The organism is Burkholderia sp. YHN3-13 (genome assembly GCF_055810675.1).
The window spans coordinates 1-15,724 of the sequence record NZ_JBVVNQ010000028.1 but is presented as its reverse complement, the minus strand read 5'-3'; the positions used below and the strand labels follow the sequence as shown (position 1 = coordinate 15,724).

General features: G+C 61.5%; 15 protein-coding genes and 1 pseudogene. All 16 read right to left on the bottom strand.

All coding sequences use genetic code 11. The annotated features are described in order from the left end of the window. Nucleotides 1-164 precede the first annotated feature (164 nt). The gene (locus AC0KUR_RS34895; RefSeq protein WP_473377158.1) at nucleotides 165-1,871 is read right to left on the bottom strand and encodes an ATP-dependent helicase; all 1,707 of its coding nucleotides are present in this window, start codon (nucleotides 1,869-1,871) and stop codon (nucleotides 165-167) included. Between the two features lie 17 nt (nucleotides 1,872-1,888). Further along, entirely contained in the window at nucleotides 1,889-2,782 is an 894-nt protein-coding gene (locus AC0KUR_RS34890) for an ATPase (RefSeq protein WP_226158709.1), read from the bottom strand. Between the two features lie 346 nt (nucleotides 2,783-3,128). Further along, entirely contained in the window at nucleotides 3,129-3,734 is a 606-nt protein-coding gene (locus tag AC0KUR_RS34885) for an IncC plasmid conjugative DNA transfer DtrJ family protein (protein ID WP_124902155.1), read from the bottom strand. Then, on the bottom strand, nucleotides 3,724-3,987 hold the full coding sequence (locus AC0KUR_RS34880; protein WP_226158711.1) for a hypothetical protein: 264 nt from the start codon (nucleotides 3,985-3,987) through the stop codon (nucleotides 3,724-3,726). The genes AC0KUR_RS34885 and AC0KUR_RS34880 overlap by 11 nt, the downstream gene beginning before the upstream one ends. Continuing rightward, nucleotides 3,941-4,459 carry a hypothetical protein gene (locus AC0KUR_RS34875; RefSeq protein ID WP_208001385.1) on the bottom strand — a complete coding sequence of 173 codons (519 nt, stop codon included), beginning with the start codon at nucleotides 4,457-4,459 and terminating at the stop codon, nucleotides 3,941-3,943. The genes AC0KUR_RS34880 and AC0KUR_RS34875 overlap by 47 nt, the downstream gene beginning before the upstream one ends. A 10-nt stretch (nucleotides 4,460-4,469) precedes the next feature. Continuing rightward, complete coding sequence (gene traD, locus AC0KUR_RS34870; protein WP_473377157.1) at nucleotides 4,470-6,338, bottom strand: conjugative transfer system coupling protein TraD; 1,869 nt, start codon at nucleotides 6,336-6,338, stop codon at nucleotides 4,470-4,472. Next, nucleotides 6,335-7,648 carry a TraI domain-containing protein gene (locus tag AC0KUR_RS34865; protein ID WP_473377192.1) on the bottom strand — a complete coding sequence of 438 codons (1,314 nt, stop codon included), beginning with the start codon at nucleotides 7,646-7,648 and terminating at the stop codon, nucleotides 6,335-6,337. Before AC0KUR_RS34865 ends, traD begins: the two co-directional genes overlap by 4 nt. Next, a complete protein-coding gene (locus AC0KUR_RS34860) occupies nucleotides 7,648-8,658 on the bottom strand; it encodes a type IV secretion system protein (protein WP_473377156.1) in 1,011 nt (336 codons plus the stop codon). The genes AC0KUR_RS34865 and AC0KUR_RS34860 overlap by 1 nt, the downstream gene beginning before the upstream one ends. Continuing rightward, entirely contained in the window at nucleotides 8,655-9,395 is a 741-nt protein-coding gene (locus tag AC0KUR_RS34855; RefSeq protein WP_473377155.1) for a type VI secretion protein, read from the bottom strand. The genes AC0KUR_RS34860 and AC0KUR_RS34855 overlap by 4 nt, the downstream gene beginning before the upstream one ends. Before the next feature lie 11 nt (nucleotides 9,396-9,406). Continuing rightward, the gene (locus tag AC0KUR_RS34850) at nucleotides 9,407-9,619 is read right to left on the bottom strand and encodes a hypothetical protein (protein ID WP_473377154.1); all 213 of its coding nucleotides are present in this window, start codon (nucleotides 9,617-9,619) and stop codon (nucleotides 9,407-9,409) included. A 10-nt stretch (nucleotides 9,620-9,629) separates the two neighbouring features. After that, nucleotides 9,630-12,107, bottom strand: coding sequence for a VirB4 family type IV secretion system protein (locus tag AC0KUR_RS34845; RefSeq protein WP_473377153.1), 2,478 nt, complete (start codon nucleotides 12,105-12,107; stop codon nucleotides 9,630-9,632). Then, nucleotides 12,104-12,415, bottom strand: coding sequence for a VirB3 family type IV secretion system protein (locus AC0KUR_RS34840; protein WP_226158717.1), 312 nt, complete (start codon nucleotides 12,413-12,415; stop codon nucleotides 12,104-12,106). The genes AC0KUR_RS34845 and AC0KUR_RS34840 overlap by 4 nt, the downstream gene beginning before the upstream one ends. Then, complete coding sequence (locus tag AC0KUR_RS34835; RefSeq protein WP_226158718.1) at nucleotides 12,408-12,788, bottom strand: TrbC/VirB2 family protein; 381 nt, start codon at nucleotides 12,786-12,788, stop codon at nucleotides 12,408-12,410. The genes AC0KUR_RS34840 and AC0KUR_RS34835 overlap by 8 nt, the downstream gene beginning before the upstream one ends. Before the next feature lie 17 nt (nucleotides 12,789-12,805). Further along, entirely contained in the window at nucleotides 12,806-13,852 is a 1,047-nt protein-coding gene (locus AC0KUR_RS34830; RefSeq protein ID WP_473377152.1) for a CpaF family protein, read from the bottom strand. Between the two features lie 275 nt (nucleotides 13,853-14,127). After that, nucleotides 14,128-15,336 (bottom strand): vWA domain-containing protein, encoded by a 1,209-nt coding sequence (locus tag AC0KUR_RS34825; protein ID WP_473377151.1) that lies wholly within the window; start codon nucleotides 15,334-15,336, stop codon nucleotides 14,128-14,130. Nucleotides 15,337-15,343: 7 nt separating this feature from the next. Then, nucleotides 15,344-15,589: pseudogene (locus AC0KUR_RS34820) on the bottom strand (hypothetical protein); the annotation flags it as partial. Nucleotides 15,590-15,724 lie beyond the last annotated feature (135 nt).

Sequence of the window (15,724 nt, the reverse complement as noted above, 5' to 3'; positions counted from 1 at the left end):
ATCGGCATAGTCATCCTCGCCGTGACAATCGCGTATCTGGTCATTGTCTACGCGCCCCTGCCTTTGCGATAGATCGGGCTTGCCGTTCCCGAGCTACCAACCAAACTGGGCGATTCAGAGGGTACTGGAGAACGTACTGTCGGCCACATCGCGCGGCCGCTCAATTATCCGATCCCTGACTCAATCACAAATCGCGAGACGGCGTTCTTCTTGATCGAAGAGATAGTAAGGCTATCCCGGGCGCGCGTCATCGCGACGTAGAACAGGCGCCGCTCTTCCGACTCCGGACTCTTGTCGTCGGGCACCACGCCCTCCTCCGATCGACTGATCCACACGTGGTCGTACTCGAGCCCCTTCGAGCTGTGCATCGTCGCCAGCACCAGCACGCCATCGCCAGGCTTGTTGTTATCGCGTTTCAGGAACTCGATACGCTCGGTAAAGGAACCGGTCAGCCGGCTCACGATGTCGTAAATGCATTGGATCGCGCGAATCGCGACGTCGCCCTTGGCGTACGTCATCATCCATTCGTAGACGCCCTCCAGCGCGAGCGAGTGGAACGATCGTTGGCAGAGCGCCTGCCACTCACCCAGCCGTTTCATGAAGGCGCGGTACGCAGTTGCTGTCTCGTCGCGCAGTCCGAGGCCGACCAGTTCCTGCTTTTGCATCTGGACGAAGGCCGCGCCCATGCGCTTGTGCAAAGCGCCGAGGTCGTAGGAACTCATGCCCATGTAGCCCAAAACGGCGTCGATGCCGTTCTGCTTGTGGCCTTCGACCACCTGCAGCAGGTTGCACATCAGCGCGGCCTGCGGTTTGTTGAGCACCGATCCGCCCGACGCACGGTAGTACGCCACGCCATGTGATCGGCACACGGACTCGATTGGATCGAGGATCCGGTTCGTTCGCGCGAGGATCGCGCAGCTTGCGCCGGCAGTGAGTTTCGGTTGAAGCGCCTCGACCGCGGCCACCGCGTCGCCATACTCGTCGTCGAACCGCCGTGCCGCGATCGCACCGCCGGCGCCCCGCGCGGCATGAAGGATCTTCGGCATCCGATCGACGTTGTTCTGGATCACCCGATCGGCGGCCGCCAGGATCTCCGCGCGACAGCGATAGTTGCTACCCAGCACTACGCGTTGCGCATCGAACGTGCTCGCAAAGCTCTCCATGCCACGAAAGCCGAGTGCGGCCCGGAACCCGTAGATGCTCTGGTCGTCATCGCCCACGACCGTGACGTGCGTGCCGGCGCGCGCGTGCAACTCGACCCACCGAAACTGCAGGGGATCGGTATCCTGGAACTCGTCGACAAGCAGATCGGTAAACCGATAGGGCTTGATCTCCTCGCTCTGCATCCGCTCGACGGCGAGGCGCAACATGTCCTGGAAGTCGATCTTGCCGTTTCGGTCGAGCGCGTCTTGGTACGCAGCGTAGAGCGTGGCCTCGGCCGAACCCTCATCGGCTCGCCCGAAGTTCGTCTTGATCCGCTCGACGATCGGTACCGCCTCTTCTACCTTCCAGTCGTACCCCAGCTCCGCAAGTACGCGCCCAAGTATCCCGAGGCGATCGCCTTCCGATGCAATATCCGGTCGGCCGCGACCCGGCCGTTGAAGCTGCTTGTATGCGAGCGAATGGAAGGTTCCAGCGATCAGCCGACGCTTGGCGTCAGGTGGCGCCAGCGCAAGAATGCGCTCGCGAAGCTCGACGGCCGCATCCTTGCTAAAGGTAACAGCGCCAACCACCGCCGTCGGATCCTGCAGCAAGAACGCGGCCTTCGTCGCGCTCATCTTGGTCTTGCCCGCGCCAGGGCACGCGATCGCGAGGCAGTGGCGGCGCAGAAGTGCCACCTCGCGCTGTTGCGGATTCAACTCGTCGAGCATGGCACCGGTCTTCCCGATCAGTTACCGCGAACGGTGTTCATCAGCTTCAGGTGGGTTGTGTAGCCACGCAGGCCGACCGGGTGGAACTTGCGCAGGAAGCGCCCGGTCTCGTCGTCGACGTCGGACTGGTCACGAATCCCGTTCCAGACGAGGAAGTCGAAGTGATCCATCACCTGGTCGAACTTCAGGATAACGGACAGCAAGCGCATCGAGAACCGCGAGTACGCCTCGACTTCGATATCGAGCGACGGTTTCGTCACGGTCGGCGCGAATACCGTCTCGCCGCGATCGCGCATTTCCTTCTCGGTCTTCTCGCGGAAGCCTTGCGCAACGTCGAGCTGTTCGTTCACATAGGCTTCGAGCTGGTCGAGCTGCTTCTCGAACCACGTGCTGACAATCCCCTGCTCGTTGGCGCCGTATGTCGCGCGACCGAACCGCTGCATGTTGATCGTCATCCGGTTCAGGTACGGCCACCACTGCTCGAACAGCGGCCGAAGGCGCGTGTGTTTCATCGTGACCCGCGCGCTCACGACCGCGGCGCCCGACAGTTGCTTGTTCATCAGCTCGCGTCCGATCTCGCGACGGCGCTGGATGATTCGCGCGCGCTCTGCGGGTGACAGGTCGCGGAACAGCGTACGGGTGCGCGCCACCTCTTCGAGCTTCTGCTTCGCTTCATCGATGCTGATCAGCCCTTCGCGCTGCAACACGTTGGCCGAATTCTCCATCTCGTCGAGTTCACGCTCGACTTCACCATCGTCCGCGCCGTCAGTCGTCTGCCGAGTGTCGCCCTCAGCCGCGCTACCCTTGACTGCTGATACAGCATCGCCCGCCGCTGGGAGTACGGCGACGTGGCCAGGCGCCACGTCCGCGGTATCGGTGCCGACGTGCGCTTCTTCGTTGATCGTGCTCATGTGGATCCTATCTGGTTGACTAACCGCACGTGCGGCTTGCGTCTATTCTTGCGGGCCTATGCTGCGACGGACGTCCAAAACGTGAACGATTTCGCGCGGCTTTCGCGCCGGCCGCGACTCTCTGGACGAAAAAAAGCCCCCTCACAAGGAGGGGGCCAGGCTGAAAGCTCTACGGGGAGTCGAGCTTTCTGAGGACCGTAGACCATTGACTTATTGTGGCGCGGCCCGGCCGCCCAGTTCGGCGCAAATCGTCAGGTATTTCGTCTGCCTTTTCCCGGTGCGCGACGCGCAACCGGTTGTGGGCCTTTCGGCAGAAAGCTATACGAAAAGCTGGGGCTTTCCCCGGCTACTGGTATGAAGATGCCGCTTTCCAGAGCAATGCGCCGAGACATCCCGCGATCGCCAGCCAGTACGGTGCAAGGAGCGGCACCGGCGCGATCAACACCGTGAAAGTCACACCGAACACCAGCAAGATCCCATGACCGGCGAGATGGAATGACAGCGGACTGACGTAGCCGGCCGCCGCGGCTCTAACCTTGCGCCGGACCGTCCCGTCGATGAACATCGCGATGCCAAACACGAGCGCGCCGAGCAGCCAGTACTTCATCACGGTGAGCCGATAGACCATCCGGTATACCAACCGCCAGAAATTGTGGACCCACCGACTGGCGAAGTTCGACATGCCACCATCCTCGATCTGCGAATCCTTCGTCGACTCCATCGACGCCTGCACCAGCCCCGTCTCGACGAAGTAGCGCTTGAACGTACGATTCGTCGCGTCGACAGCATCCGCGGTTCGCGCTTCTCCAAGGCTGGCCGCAACCGATTCCGCTTCGGCATCCGGGATCGCGAACAACGACGGATCGGGCAGCGCTGGCATGAGCGCAACCGAGAGCAGCGGCACAAAAAAGAACCACATCTTGATGTGGCCGACAAAGCGGCTACCGGCCATACAACTCTCCCACGAGGCCGCCGATGAGATAGATCGGCAGGACGATCAGGCCGGCAAGGCCGACGTAGAATCGCGTCGGCCTGCGATCGATGAACATCGCCAGTGCGTACGCCATCGCGTTGCGGCCCTGCTGGAACTCCTTCGGCGGCCGTGCCGCCGGGTCGTCCTGCGCCGCTGCAGTCGTGATCGCGCGATGCACTGTGTGGTCATCGACCCGCGTCAGCGTCCGAATCAGAATATGCGTGAGCGACATCGTATTCCTCGAAGTACAGTCGGAAGGTTTCACCCGTCAGCGCGCGTGCCGCAAGCTGGAACGCCGCCGATCGCTGGCTGATGTTCTCCGGGCAGCGCTCGTCGACCATCTCCGGCGCATGCTTGTGGCGCGACTCGAACGCAGTCACCGGCTCGAACATCGGCGACCAGACGTGGCAGCGCTCGCCATCTCGCACGACAAAGCGGCGCGCGTACAGCATGTGGGCGGACCCGAACAGGCCTTGCATGAACGCGACATGCGGATCGCCGGTTTTGCGCACGCGCTTGAACGCAGAAAGGCCGTCCACGAACATCTCCTTGACGAGCGGCTCCGCCTTTCCGATGAAGTGCTCACCGACGAACTCCGCGACACGCGTGCACACCAGCTCCAGCTCGGGCGCAAGGGTGAACACCGGGGTCAGGTGGGCGGAAAGTTTGTGCTCGCGAATGATTTTTTTGAATACGGCAGACATGCTTGGTTGTTTAGCCTGTAAGAATTGGAATACGTCCCTGGTACACCGCGCCGCCGGAAATCCGCATGAAGTACTGCAGGTTCGGCAGGCTCTGGATCAGGCGAGTCGGAATCAACGGCACCGCCTCCAGCTGCTGCGACCGCGTTACCGATCCGGTGAACTCGCCGACATGGCCTTCACTCGCCTTGCTCGTGCTGCTGGAGACGATCAGGTTTCGAATCGCGGTATCCCCCACCTTTTTCGAGAACCACTCAGCCGTGTCGGTATCTTCCAAGCGTAAGATGATCTGGTTGTTCAGGTTCCCCAAAACCTGCAGCATTTTTGCGGCATTCCCCAACTTCGCCTCGAGGTCGGCGCGCGTCTGGAACGCCACGAATGCCTTGAAGCCGGCGCCACGGCCCTTATTAAGGATCTGGATCACCTGTTCGTTGATCGCCTCGGCGACCTCGTCGATCTTGAGCACGACTTCTGGCGGCTCGTCGTAGAAGTTGTAGATCGAACCACACACGGCCGACACGTCGGCCAGCACCATTGACGCAATCGCCTTCGCGACGATGCTGTTGGACAGCGAGTCGAGACCGATGTGGAGGACCGCCTTCTGGCGAATCACCTTCTCGATCGTCCAGATCTCGCGTTCGTCCTCGAAGTCGTCGACCTTCGGTGCGAGCATCAGGCCGGTCTCGCCGGTTGCGAGCATCTGCAGCAGCGGCAGCGCCGACGCGATGATCCGCATGTAGTGCTCGCGATCGTGCACGTGCGTCGCGATCAGGCCGTCGATCGCTTCGTGCCCGCGGTCGTTCGCACCGAAGCGGGCCTGATAGAGCGAGATCATCGCGTCGACGCGCGTGGATCCCGGCTTGTTCGCGATCTTGACGGTGTCCGCCGTGACCAGCTCTTCCCAATCGGCCAGCCCGCTTTCAATGAAGAACCGCTTGAGCGCCTTCTCCAGCAGCGGGTCAATGCCCAGCTGCGCGTACTTGAGAATGGACCGCAGGTTCGGCTTGTCGCCGATGTACAGTTCGCCGTTCACCGAGCGGCTGATGAACAGGTACGCGAAATCGCGGAACGGTCCCTCCTCCATCAGCTGCGCAATGCGGCTCGGTATCTCCGAAGGCTGCGACCAGCTGTCGAGCGGCTCGAGACGAATTGACTCGGACGGCTTGGCCTGGTTGAAGTAGAGGAATTTTCGGCCGGTGCGCTTCGCCTCGCGTTCGACCCGCTCCTTCCACTCTTTGTCGTTCTTCGGGTCGACGTTGATAAGAACATCGCCTCCGTGGATAACCTGAGTCGAGATCAGCTCGAAGGTTCTGGTTTTCCCCGCGCCGGTCGTCCCACCGATCGCGGTATGACCGCCCATCGCCTTGTAGTGGAATGGCACGAAGCCTTTCGCCGCCTCAAGACCGTGAATCCATGACGCGCCTTGGGGTGTTCGGTCCCTGATACTGTCCTTCGGCGCGAAAAGCTTCTCGATCATCTCCTCGAATGCACGTCCCGGCTTGGTCTTCGGCAGCCACTTAGGAAGACCCGGGATCTCGGTTGTCGGCATCCGCAGGATGTCGTGAGCCATCTGGCAATGCTTCTGCGTCCACTCGTACCCAGTGCCGAGATACATTGCATTGGCCTGGACGCGCATGCGCTCTTGAATCGACAGCAACACTGGTACCGCGAGCGTCGTCAACCATTTCGTCGACAGCCCCATGCGGAACTTCAGCGCGCGCCAGACCTGGCCTGAGCGGAACGTCCACAAGGCAAGCGCGACGAGCGCGAATGCCCAGCCGTACGGCATGCCCGAGAACGGAAGAACGAGCAGGGCAACCAGCCACCCAAACGCGGCCCTGACCTCGTAGATCGGACGAAAGTGGTTGATGTAGCCTCTCACGCACCACGCTCCTGAATCAGCTCACCGATACGCGGCGCCAACGTGACTTCCGCGGGCTCGTTGGCGAGCAGCAGGCTCCGGCGCCGCATGTGCTCGATCAGGGTGTCGCTCGCGACGCCATAGCTGCCGATGGTCCGCTTCGACAGGACGAGTCCCTGATCGGTCCAGCGCACCTTCGCCTTCGCCGTCGCGACGTCCTGCTGCAGCGCCAAAAAGAAGTCCACAATCATGCGGGGTGCCCCCTTCAGCACCTCATCGAAGTGGTTGCCGCTCGGCGCGGCGGCGGCCGGCTCGCGGCGAATCTCTACCGGATTAACCGCCGCGGCCGGCGGCGGAAGCTCGAGTGCCATCTGCCGGGCATCGGGGCTCTTCGGTGCCACGTGCGCAGCCGGCGCTGCCGGCGTCGTACTTTCAGTGACAGCAGCCGGCAGCGATCCTGGACCAGACGGCGTGCTACCGCCGGCAGCAACGGGCGCCAGCGCGAGATCCGCAGTCGCAGGCTGCGCCGGTGCCGGCGTGGGCGCGGTCGCCGTCGGCGCCGCCGCCTCGACCTTCGGCTCCAGTTCCGCCGCCACGTGGATAGCAGAGGGAACCGCGAACGTCACCGGCTCGAAAACCGCCCGCTGCGCCTTCCGATCGAAATCCGCAGCCGTGGCGACCGCCTGCCGCACGACCTTATGGGTCAGAGACTCGACGCTCGTCGGGGTCTGCGTCGGATTGATGGCTCCGAATATCTCGGCCTGAACTTCGGAATCGAGCCCGCCGAGCAGCTCGGTGCCCACCAGCGCATGCGCCAGCATGCCAGTCCGCATCCGTTCGACGGGAAGTGGCGTAGCGCGACGCGTCACACGGTAGCTCACGCCGGCAAGCCACGGCCCGAGTGCGCCATGGACGGACGGATTCCAGGCCTGGCGGTCCGTCGCGCGCTCTACGTCGAAATGACGATACGGCTCGTCCAAGCCCGAACAGATCGCCGCGAGGAACACGCCGTAGTTGTATTGCGGCTCGATCCGCCGACGGCGCTCTGACGGCAGGTTCGTGCCGAACTTCAGGCCGCCCGACAGCCGCATCGCGTAGAACGCAGTTTCGACTGTCCACCGGAACGCGCCGGCCGGCTCCCGGTACAACTCCGGGCTGAACGGAACGGACGAAAACCAATCCGCACACCGCCGAATTAGTACCATCCATTTCCGCTCGAACTCATCGCGTGACGACTCGTTCGCACATTGCGCGATGAGATCAATACGGCGCTCGTTGCGGGCAGTCAGCTCCGCGGCGTCAGCTGGCTCGAAAAGTCGTGCGTCGATCATCAAGCCATGCCCTTCGTTGCAAGCTTCGTCAGCCCCTTGATCGCCCCGCCGCTGGCATTCGCGCCGCCGCCAAACATCGAAGCGAACTTCGGAATCTCAAACGAGAGGATCAGTACGAAGATCGAAAGATCGAGCGTCAAGGACCCTGCATACGGCGTAGTCAAGCCCTTCGAGATCGTGTTACTGAACGACGTTGCCAATGTCGCCGTCATCAACCGCTGGAGGATCGCCGCCACCACCATGTACATGCCCGCGCTGATCGTGAAGTCGAGCCAGCTCTTGAAGTAACCTCTCGAAAACTCGGACATGCCGAGCGCAAATGCGATTTTTCCCAAGACGATCGCGACCGCCATCTGGATCGTCCCAAGCGAGATGAAGAAGAGGAAGACCAAGGCGGCGACCATCAGCAACGCCCAGGAAATCAGCAACGGCAAAAGATTAATCAGCAGCGCCATGTAGTTCCACCAGTGCTCTGCTTTCAACGCTTCAATCACCGCATCGAAAATCGAGCCTGCGGACTTCACCATCGCCATCGGCAACGACTCCGCGTCCGCCCCAGAAACTGCGACGGCCATTTCGTTGAACCACTTGTAGAAACCCGGCGCCCACCTCCCGTACGACACGTAGACAGCCGCAAATATGCCGAGGATGGCGAGATCTTCGAATACGCTGCTCCACGCCGCCACCGGATCCCGGGTTGCAGCGAACCGAATCCACGCCAACACGACAGTGATCACGGCGAGACCGCCAGCCATCTTGTCCGAGTACTTGTCGAGCGTCTTGCTCAGTTCCACCGCGAGATCGATCAGGTCCATCAGAATCTTCGTGATCTCTTCGATTGCCGCAGTAGCGCCCTTTGCGACCTCGCCCTTGACGTAGCTCGAGCTCCAACCGGACGGCATCATGTTCTTGAGATCGTCCCACGTCGACGCATTCGCGGCGGTGGGCAGCGCGAACGCAAGCAGGATCAAGCAACGTACGAGCCACGAACGAATCACGCGGCCACTCATTGCGCGGTGACCCCGTACGCGGCTCGCTCAGCCTGCTGCTTGGAAATGAACTTCTCTGCGTCGGCCGCCTTTTCCTTATCGTCCTCGGCCTGTTGCGCGTCCTTCTGAGCGTCCTTTTGAGCCTTGGCCGCGTTCAACTGGAGGATGTCCGCGTTCTGGCTCGTGACGATATCGAGATAGTGCGTCGTGATCTCGGCCGTCGCCTGTTGAGTCGGCGACATCGAGAGCTCAGATTGAAGGTCCTGACGACGCTTTGCCATCTCGTCGGTGTGCTGCATGATGTCCGAGCCCATCTGGAACAGGTTCCGCGCGACCTTGTCGTTTTGCTGGACTAACGTGTTCATGTCCGCGAACCATTGCGCGTTCGTTTTGCCCGACCGGGTAACCAATCCCTGCACCTGGGTGACCCATTCCCCGCCCTTCTTGAGGTCGCCGTAAAGCCCTTGCAGCGTCCCGACCAGCCCCTTGACCTTGTTGATATCACCCGTGATCTGGTCATACGCGGCCTTCCACGCAGCCGGATTCAGGTTCTTTGCCTGTAGCAGATCGTTCACCATCATCTGGTACTGGTAGAGAATGTTCGTGTTCTGGTAGATCTCGCCCTTGACGGCCTTAGCCGCCGAGATGACGTTCTGCACATAGTTGATCGGGTCGAAGACTTCGAGCGCCGATGCGTGCTCGGCGACGAAGAGGGAAGCCGTGAATGCCGCGGCGCGAAGGGTCGGCAAGAGTTTCATCGTGGGACCTTTCAGTCGAGGAATCGAAGTGCCGTACAAGCGGCGCACGGCGTCGTAGGGGCGTCTTGCGGCTGTTGCCGAGGCGGCCGATGTTCGCCGCCCGCCGGCGCCATCAGGCGCACCCGAACGGGCGTCCCGATGACGATCTGGTCGATTTCGTCTGCAGTGAGCGCGAAGAGGTCGCGGTACAGCAACTGCACGGTGAGAGTCGGATTGAGTTTCATTCGGTTCCTGTCAGTCGACGGTTGCCATTTCTTGCAGGTAGTCTTCGGCCCACGTCGGGGAGCCCGAGGCCAGGTGCTTGTCCAGCGTGCGCTGGGCCGCGCCGTCAGCGCGCAAGATCGCGAGTGCTTCCTTCGGGAATTTGGCCTGCAGCATCCGCGAGTGATCCGGCGTGACCCAGAGGTAGTCGCGGTTGGGAACGCCCTCGCTGATCATGTTGATCTGGTCGTCGGTCAGCCCGAACACATCGCGATAGAGGCGCTTGTTGTTCCGGGCATCACGGTTCGGCAGGAAGAAGAAGTTCTGGATGTTCTCCTTCAGGATCTCGAAGTTCGGGACGCGCTCAAGCTGGCTCAGCGATTGCGTCGCCATGACGAGCGTGCCGTTCAGCCCGCGGATCGTGACAGCCCACATTTCCAGACGTGCGTAGAAGCGCGGGTACCGGAAGAAGAAGCCGCACTCCTCGACCTCGATGATCGTGACGCGCTTGCCATCCAGCCATTGCGAGATGCGGTAGAAGGCATAGTCCATGAACAGCGCCGCTGCGACCGGGTAGCTTTCGAACAGCTCGCCCATCTCGATCGCAAGGTCGTCCGAAAGAGAGAACGCGTCTTCGACGTGATCGAAGAATCGACCGTTCTTCTCCCCCTTCGTCCAGATCTGCAGGCGCTCGCGCAGCTCGACGGGCAAAAGCGTCGTCAGGAACGTAAGCGTCCAGAACTCCCGGCCATACCCTTGCGCCAGCGTGACAACCCGCTCATAAATCGTGCGCTGCTGTTGCGGGGTGCAGACAAAGTCCTCGCCGTCGCCCTCGATTGCCATCTGGACCCAGTCCGACACGTACGTGTAGTGCCGGGGATCGGCCAGAAGGGATAGCGGGTTGACCTGCGTCGCGGCTGCAAACTTGCCGGTTGCATCGACGAACTTGCCGCCGGCAAACACGGTCGGGATGCGCGTCGACCGGTTCTTGTCGAACTTGATGCGGCGCGGTTGGAAGCGCCCGGTTTGTGAGACGAGAAAGTTGAGGAAGATGGTCTTGCCGGCGCCGATCGGGCCGACAATCAGCGTATGAGACTTCCCGCTCGGGTCGTGCAACGTGACGCGCTGCAAGGTCCGATGACGCGTCGGAAGAAGCGTCAGAGGGCCGACCTTCTGTCCGAGCTGCTGCGTCAGCCACGGGTTGACGTCGCTCCCTTCGGCGACACCGCGCACCGGCGCAATGTCTGAGACCACCGGCGTTTCGACGAACTGCAGCCGCTTCTGCTGGTCCCACCTCCCGGGCAGCGTCGATGCCCATGCTGCGGGGATGTTCCGCTTCTCGACCAGCACGCCGAAACCAGCGTTGCCAATGCGACCGACGATCTCGCGCGCGTTGTCATCGCACTCATCGATCGTATCTCCGTATACGACTACCGAGATGTTGACGAAGCCGTACTGCTGGCCGTCAGCGATCAGGCGTGCCAGTGCGTTCTCCGCCTCTTCGGCGAGGATCTCGCGCCCCTTCTCGTTCTCCATGCTCTCCTTCTTCTCATCTTTCGAGAAGAAGCTCTTCAGCACTTTGACCGGACTGAACGCAGCGACCTTGTAGAACTTGCGCATCTTCTCGATGTACACCTGCGCCTTGCTGGTCGACAGGAATCGAAACATCACGCACACGTCGAACTCGGAATCGACGTCCGCGAGAACATCGAGCGCGGCCTCCTGGAAGCCCATCCACTCTTTCACCGCGATGATCTTCGCGTACCGCGTGCCGTAGGCGGACTCGAACATGATGTGTTCGGCACCGTACGTCACGAAGCTTTCCGTCAAGTGCGTGTCGAGCATCGTCACGGGGTAACGTACGCGTCGCGGCGGAACTGACGGATTGGCGGCCTGGTGGAGAAAGGCCAGCGCGTTCTGCAGTTGAAGACGCTTCATCTTGAGGCGCGCCACGCCCCCTTTGAACGCGTCCAGAATGCCTTCGAAGCGTTTGATATCCGACGTGATCCGCTCCATGTCGAATACGAATGCACTTCGCGCGAACACCATATCCTTGATGGTTTCGAGCAAAGCGACTGGTACCGACTTGCCCCCCACCGTGATGTGATAGGCGATCTTCTCGAAAAGCTTGTTGATCCCCGTCTCAGGCGTGTACGCGAGCGCAAGCGAGTGGGTGTTGCGGAAGTACCTTCCGCTCCCAACGCTCTTCTGGTTGATCGCGTCGACATGCCGATCCATCTCTGACGCGAACTGACCACCAATCTCGCCCCGGACCCGTCGATGCGACATGCGCCACCATGCGGTGATCCGGTGATCGAAGTTCTTGCAGGCGTGGTCGAGATTGTCACGTGCGGCCGAGATCTCGTCGGAGTTCGGGCTATCTGCGTCCACGCCCTCGAACGTGTACAGCGTCAGCAGCGACCCATCTTTGTCGAGAACGATTTCCGGGGTCACCATCGTCGCCCACGGAGCGATTTCCTGAATCGCTCGGCGCTTCGGTTTCGCGCTCACAGCGGAAGCTCCTGATCAAATCCATAAGGCCGGCGGAATCGGGCAGCGACTTCGGAGGTATGCAGTGGTTCGTGCACGTCCGGATACCGGTTGTAGACGACCAGAACCTCCTTCCACCACGGATCGCTTGAAGACAGCCAGCGCAGGACCCAGTGCACCACGATCCCGACGCCAAGATAGATCGGCGACATGCTGCTGTAGCAGAGCAGCGCCGTCAGCGTGCCGTTGGCAATTGCGAGGCCGCGATCGGCGCCGCCCATCTGGCGCGGCAACGACAGCGACCGGCTGACTTTCTTCCGTTCACGCACAGGTGTAGTTGATCTTCAGCTGGTTCTTGACGATAGGCAGCGCACACGACGCAACGCCCAAACCCACGACAATGGTCGAGAGGAACTTCCCGAAGTTGCTTTCCGAGTTCGAGATCATGACCGCGCCAACGATGATCATCACAATGCCGATTCCGAAGAGCCACGGCCCACTGACGTAGGCCTGAATCAGGCAGATGAAGCTGGCCGCGTTACCCAGATCCCCGAGGTCGACCGCTTTCGCGGCCGGCGCCGCAAACGTGAGCATCAGCGCGATCAGAGTCGAGAGCCGCTGGCCCCGCCCGAACAAATAATGGGCGGTGTACTGCGCCTTTTTCTTGATCAGCGAACACAACATTTGAATCTGCTTCTTCATCGAAAAACCCCGTGTGGTTAGAAAACGCGTTCGAGGACGTAGTCCCCATCTTTGAAACCCTTGATCGCCACTACTTCGGAGACGTGGCGCAGCTCGCCCGTGCGACGAAGATGGATGACGTAGTGAAAACAATCGGCGATCGCCTTGCGCATGTCGGCGAGCTCCCACCGGCTACCGGGCGGGATGCCCAACATTGCGAGGCTCTCGAGGCGGCTCAGCCCACCGCGCGCATCGTTCGCGTGAATCGAACCCATGCCGCCGTCATGGCCGGTGCTCAGCGCCTGGATGAAGTCGTACGCTTCCCCACCGCGCACTTCGCCGACGATGATTCGGTCGGGGCGGAACCGTAGGCAAAGTGCGACGAGCACCTGCGCCGTCACGCCCTTATCCAGATTCGAGAGCAAGCGGACGAGGTTCGGAACCATTAGCTTCAGTTCCTTCGTGTCTTCGATCGTGATGACACGCTCGTCGTCCGGAATCGCACCGTTGAGTGCGTTGAGGAACGTCGTTTTGCCGGTAGAGGTTCCGCCCGCTACCAAGACGTTGGCGCGGCTCCTCACCATTTGGACGAATGCTTCTTCCAGCACCTCGTTCTCAGCGCCGGGGGGGAAAATTGCCCGCTCAGCCGTACGTCTCGCGTGCACACGAGAGAACGCCCCCAGCCGGGTGTAGTCACCCAATGCTAGATTCGTTTCACGATGCCGACGTATTGCGAGCGCGTCTCCATCGATCGCCGTCGGTTTCATTACCGCGGCGATCCGGAGGTTGTCGTGCCCTGCGTTGATGATCCCCTGCGCGGTCCCCCGCAGCGCGGACTTTTCAACGGAAGCCGCGAGCGAATGGATAGCGCCCGTCAAGGTCATCGGGTTGAACTGGGCGTCCAGGCGATGCATCACACCCCGCTCTTCGACCCAGATGTTGCCCGCGTTGTTAATCAACACTTCGGCAACATTCGGGTTGTGTAGCGGTTCTTCGATCAGCTTCAACGACTCGAAGAACAGCTTCACGGCATTCTCTTCGAGTCGTGCGACCTTCAGGTAGGGACTTTCGGCAATATCAGACATGCAGCTATTGTTCAAGCTGGCACATCCGCAATTCGCCCGAAAGAATGGCTAAATTGAGCAGCTTTCGCGCGCCGGGCGGACCGCGTCGGAACGCTCTCAAAGTGCGGACTCTGGCGCAACTGGTTGAGGGGGCAAACCCGAAATGCTCCAGAAAAACGTATAGCTTTCTCCCCTTTCTAACCTCCGCGCCGATGGCATGCATTTGCGTAGGACGAAAAAAAACCCGGTCACAAGGACCGGGTGTGTTTCAGGAAATAGCGCGCCATCGCAGCCGCTCAGCAGACGACTTCGATCGTCTCGCCGAACAGCGCCCGCCGCGCTCGCTTCAGCGGTGTCGTTGACGCCCATAGAACCGGGTATGCCGGCTCGTCGGTGGGAAACGTTCCCTCCATGTCGGTCAGGTACACGAGAAACGCCGGTTCGATGTCCTCGGCCGCGACCCGTAGAAACGGATCGATGAACGAGGTACCGCCACCGCCTTTCAGCGGCGCAAGCTTCACCGGTTCACCACGCTCGAATACCTGAACCTGGGTCACGCGCACGTCGCAATCCATCACGATCAGGCGCCGCGGGCGAACCGCATCGGCAACGGCCAGGATTTCGGCCGCAAATTGCGCCTGCGTTTCATCCCAGACGGAACCGCTGGCGTCTCGCACAAACACCGCGTCGCCGACCGCCGGCTCGTTTAGCGACGGCAGATACATCCCGAGGTGCAGGTAACGACGATTTGGCTGCGCCCACGTATAGTCGGTCGGCGCCGCGTCCTGCGCGAAGCGATGCAGGAGCGAGCGCCAGTCGACAATCGCAGCGACAGATTGCTCGACAGCGGCCTGCAATCCACCGCCGAGCTTGCCGCAGGCCTGCGCAGCCTTGGCCGCCTGCAGCACGGCCACCTTCCACTCGGCCGCTTTCGCCGCCTTGTCTGGCCCGGCATACTGCCGGACTTCACCGCACGACGCTGCCGGGCCACCCGCTTTGTCGTTGGAGGGTCCCGACGGCTGCGAGCCGGGCGAGCCTGTCGGCTTGCCCGCCTTACCTCCCGACGGCGGATCGCTCGCCTGCTTGCCACCAGGCTGCTTCGCCACCTGGCGTTTCTCATGCGAGAGCACGCCGTACACCTCTTCGGCCGACATCCCCTTGAAGCGGTGATCAATGAGCGCGCCCGACGGAAGCTGCATCCCAGCAGCCTCCACCATCAGATTGACGACATAATCGCACGCCTCGTTCCAGCCGTCGGGGTCGCGATCCCCTTGTCGCCAACAGTGCCCGCCGGCTACGTGCCATACCTCATGGGCGAGCACGCCACAGACCTCCAGGTCGTTCAGGCGCTCGGCATAGGTCGGGTTGTAGCCCAGCGTCTCTCCGTCCGTCCAGAACGTCTTGCAGCTCAGGTCCTCGCGGACTTTGAGCCGTAGCGCCAAGGCGCCGATGAACGGATGGTCGAGCACCAGCGCCGTGCGCTGCTTCGCGATGCGTGAGTCCATGACGACCTCATGCAGCGGCGAGGAACGACAAGCCCGTCGCCGACTGAACCGGGATCTGGTCAGTCAGCGGCGCCGCCGGCGCGCCGCCCATAAAGGCAGCCATCAAGCCCTCGATCTCGGTCGCCTTGCTGGCAACCTGCGACCGGAGCACTCGCGACTCCTTCAGATCCGCTCCGTTGTGCGCCGCGAGATGCTGCTTCGCCTCCGTGAGGATGTGCGCGAGCTTCGGGTCGTCGCTGAAATTCAGCTTCGGCTGTCAGCGTCGGATAGATACTCCCCACTTTCGTCGAAGTAATTTTCCCCAGTTTTTTATACGACGGCGCCGCAGTAGCGGCGCCGTCCTGTCGATCGCTGACCATATTGCCCTTGAGATCCGTCGTGGGGGTGT

What these genes read in the sequence shown, in the direction of transcription:
- AC0KUR_RS34895 (WP_473377158.1), bottom strand. Translation starts at nt 1,871, where the DNA reads ATGCTCGACGAGTTGAATCCGCAACAGCGCGAGGTGGCACTTCTGCGC.
- AC0KUR_RS34890 (WP_226158709.1), bottom strand. Translation starts at nt 2,782, where the DNA reads ATGAGCACGATCAACGAAGAAGCGCACGTCGGCACCGATACCGCGGAC.
- AC0KUR_RS34885 (WP_124902155.1), bottom strand. Translation starts at nt 3,734, where the DNA reads ATGGCCGGTAGCCGCTTTGTCGGCCACATCAAGATGTGGTTCTTTTTT.
- AC0KUR_RS34880 (WP_226158711.1), bottom strand. Translation starts at nt 3,987, where the DNA reads ATGTCGCTCACGCATATTCTGATTCGGACGCTGACGCGGGTCGATGAC.
- AC0KUR_RS34875 (WP_208001385.1), bottom strand. Translation starts at nt 4,459, where the DNA reads ATGTCTGCCGTATTCAAAAAAATCATTCGCGAGCACAAACTTTCCGCC.
- AC0KUR_RS34865 (WP_473377192.1), bottom strand. Translation starts at nt 7,648, where the DNA reads ATGATCGACGCACGACTTTTCGAGCCAGCTGACGCCGCGGAGCTGACT.
- AC0KUR_RS34860 (WP_473377156.1), bottom strand. Translation starts at nt 8,658, where the DNA reads ATGAGTGGCCGCGTGATTCGTTCGTGGCTCGTACGTTGCTTGATCCTG.
- AC0KUR_RS34855 (WP_473377155.1), bottom strand. Translation starts at nt 9,395, where the DNA reads ATGAAACTCTTGCCGACCCTTCGCGCCGCGGCATTCACGGCTTCCCTC.
- AC0KUR_RS34850 (WP_473377154.1), bottom strand. Translation starts at nt 9,619, where the DNA reads ATGAAACTCAATCCGACTCTCACCGTGCAGTTGCTGTACCGCGACCTC.
- AC0KUR_RS34835 (WP_226158718.1), bottom strand. Translation starts at nt 12,788, where the DNA reads ATGAAGAAGCAGATTCAAATGTTGTGTTCGCTGATCAAGAAAAAGGCG.
- AC0KUR_RS34830 (WP_473377152.1), bottom strand. Translation starts at nt 13,852, where the DNA reads ATGTCTGATATTGCCGAAAGTCCCTACCTGAAGGTCGCACGACTCGAA.
- AC0KUR_RS34825 (WP_473377151.1), bottom strand. Translation starts at nt 15,336, where the DNA reads ATGGACTCACGCATCGCGAAGCAGCGCACGGCGCTGGTGCTCGACCAT.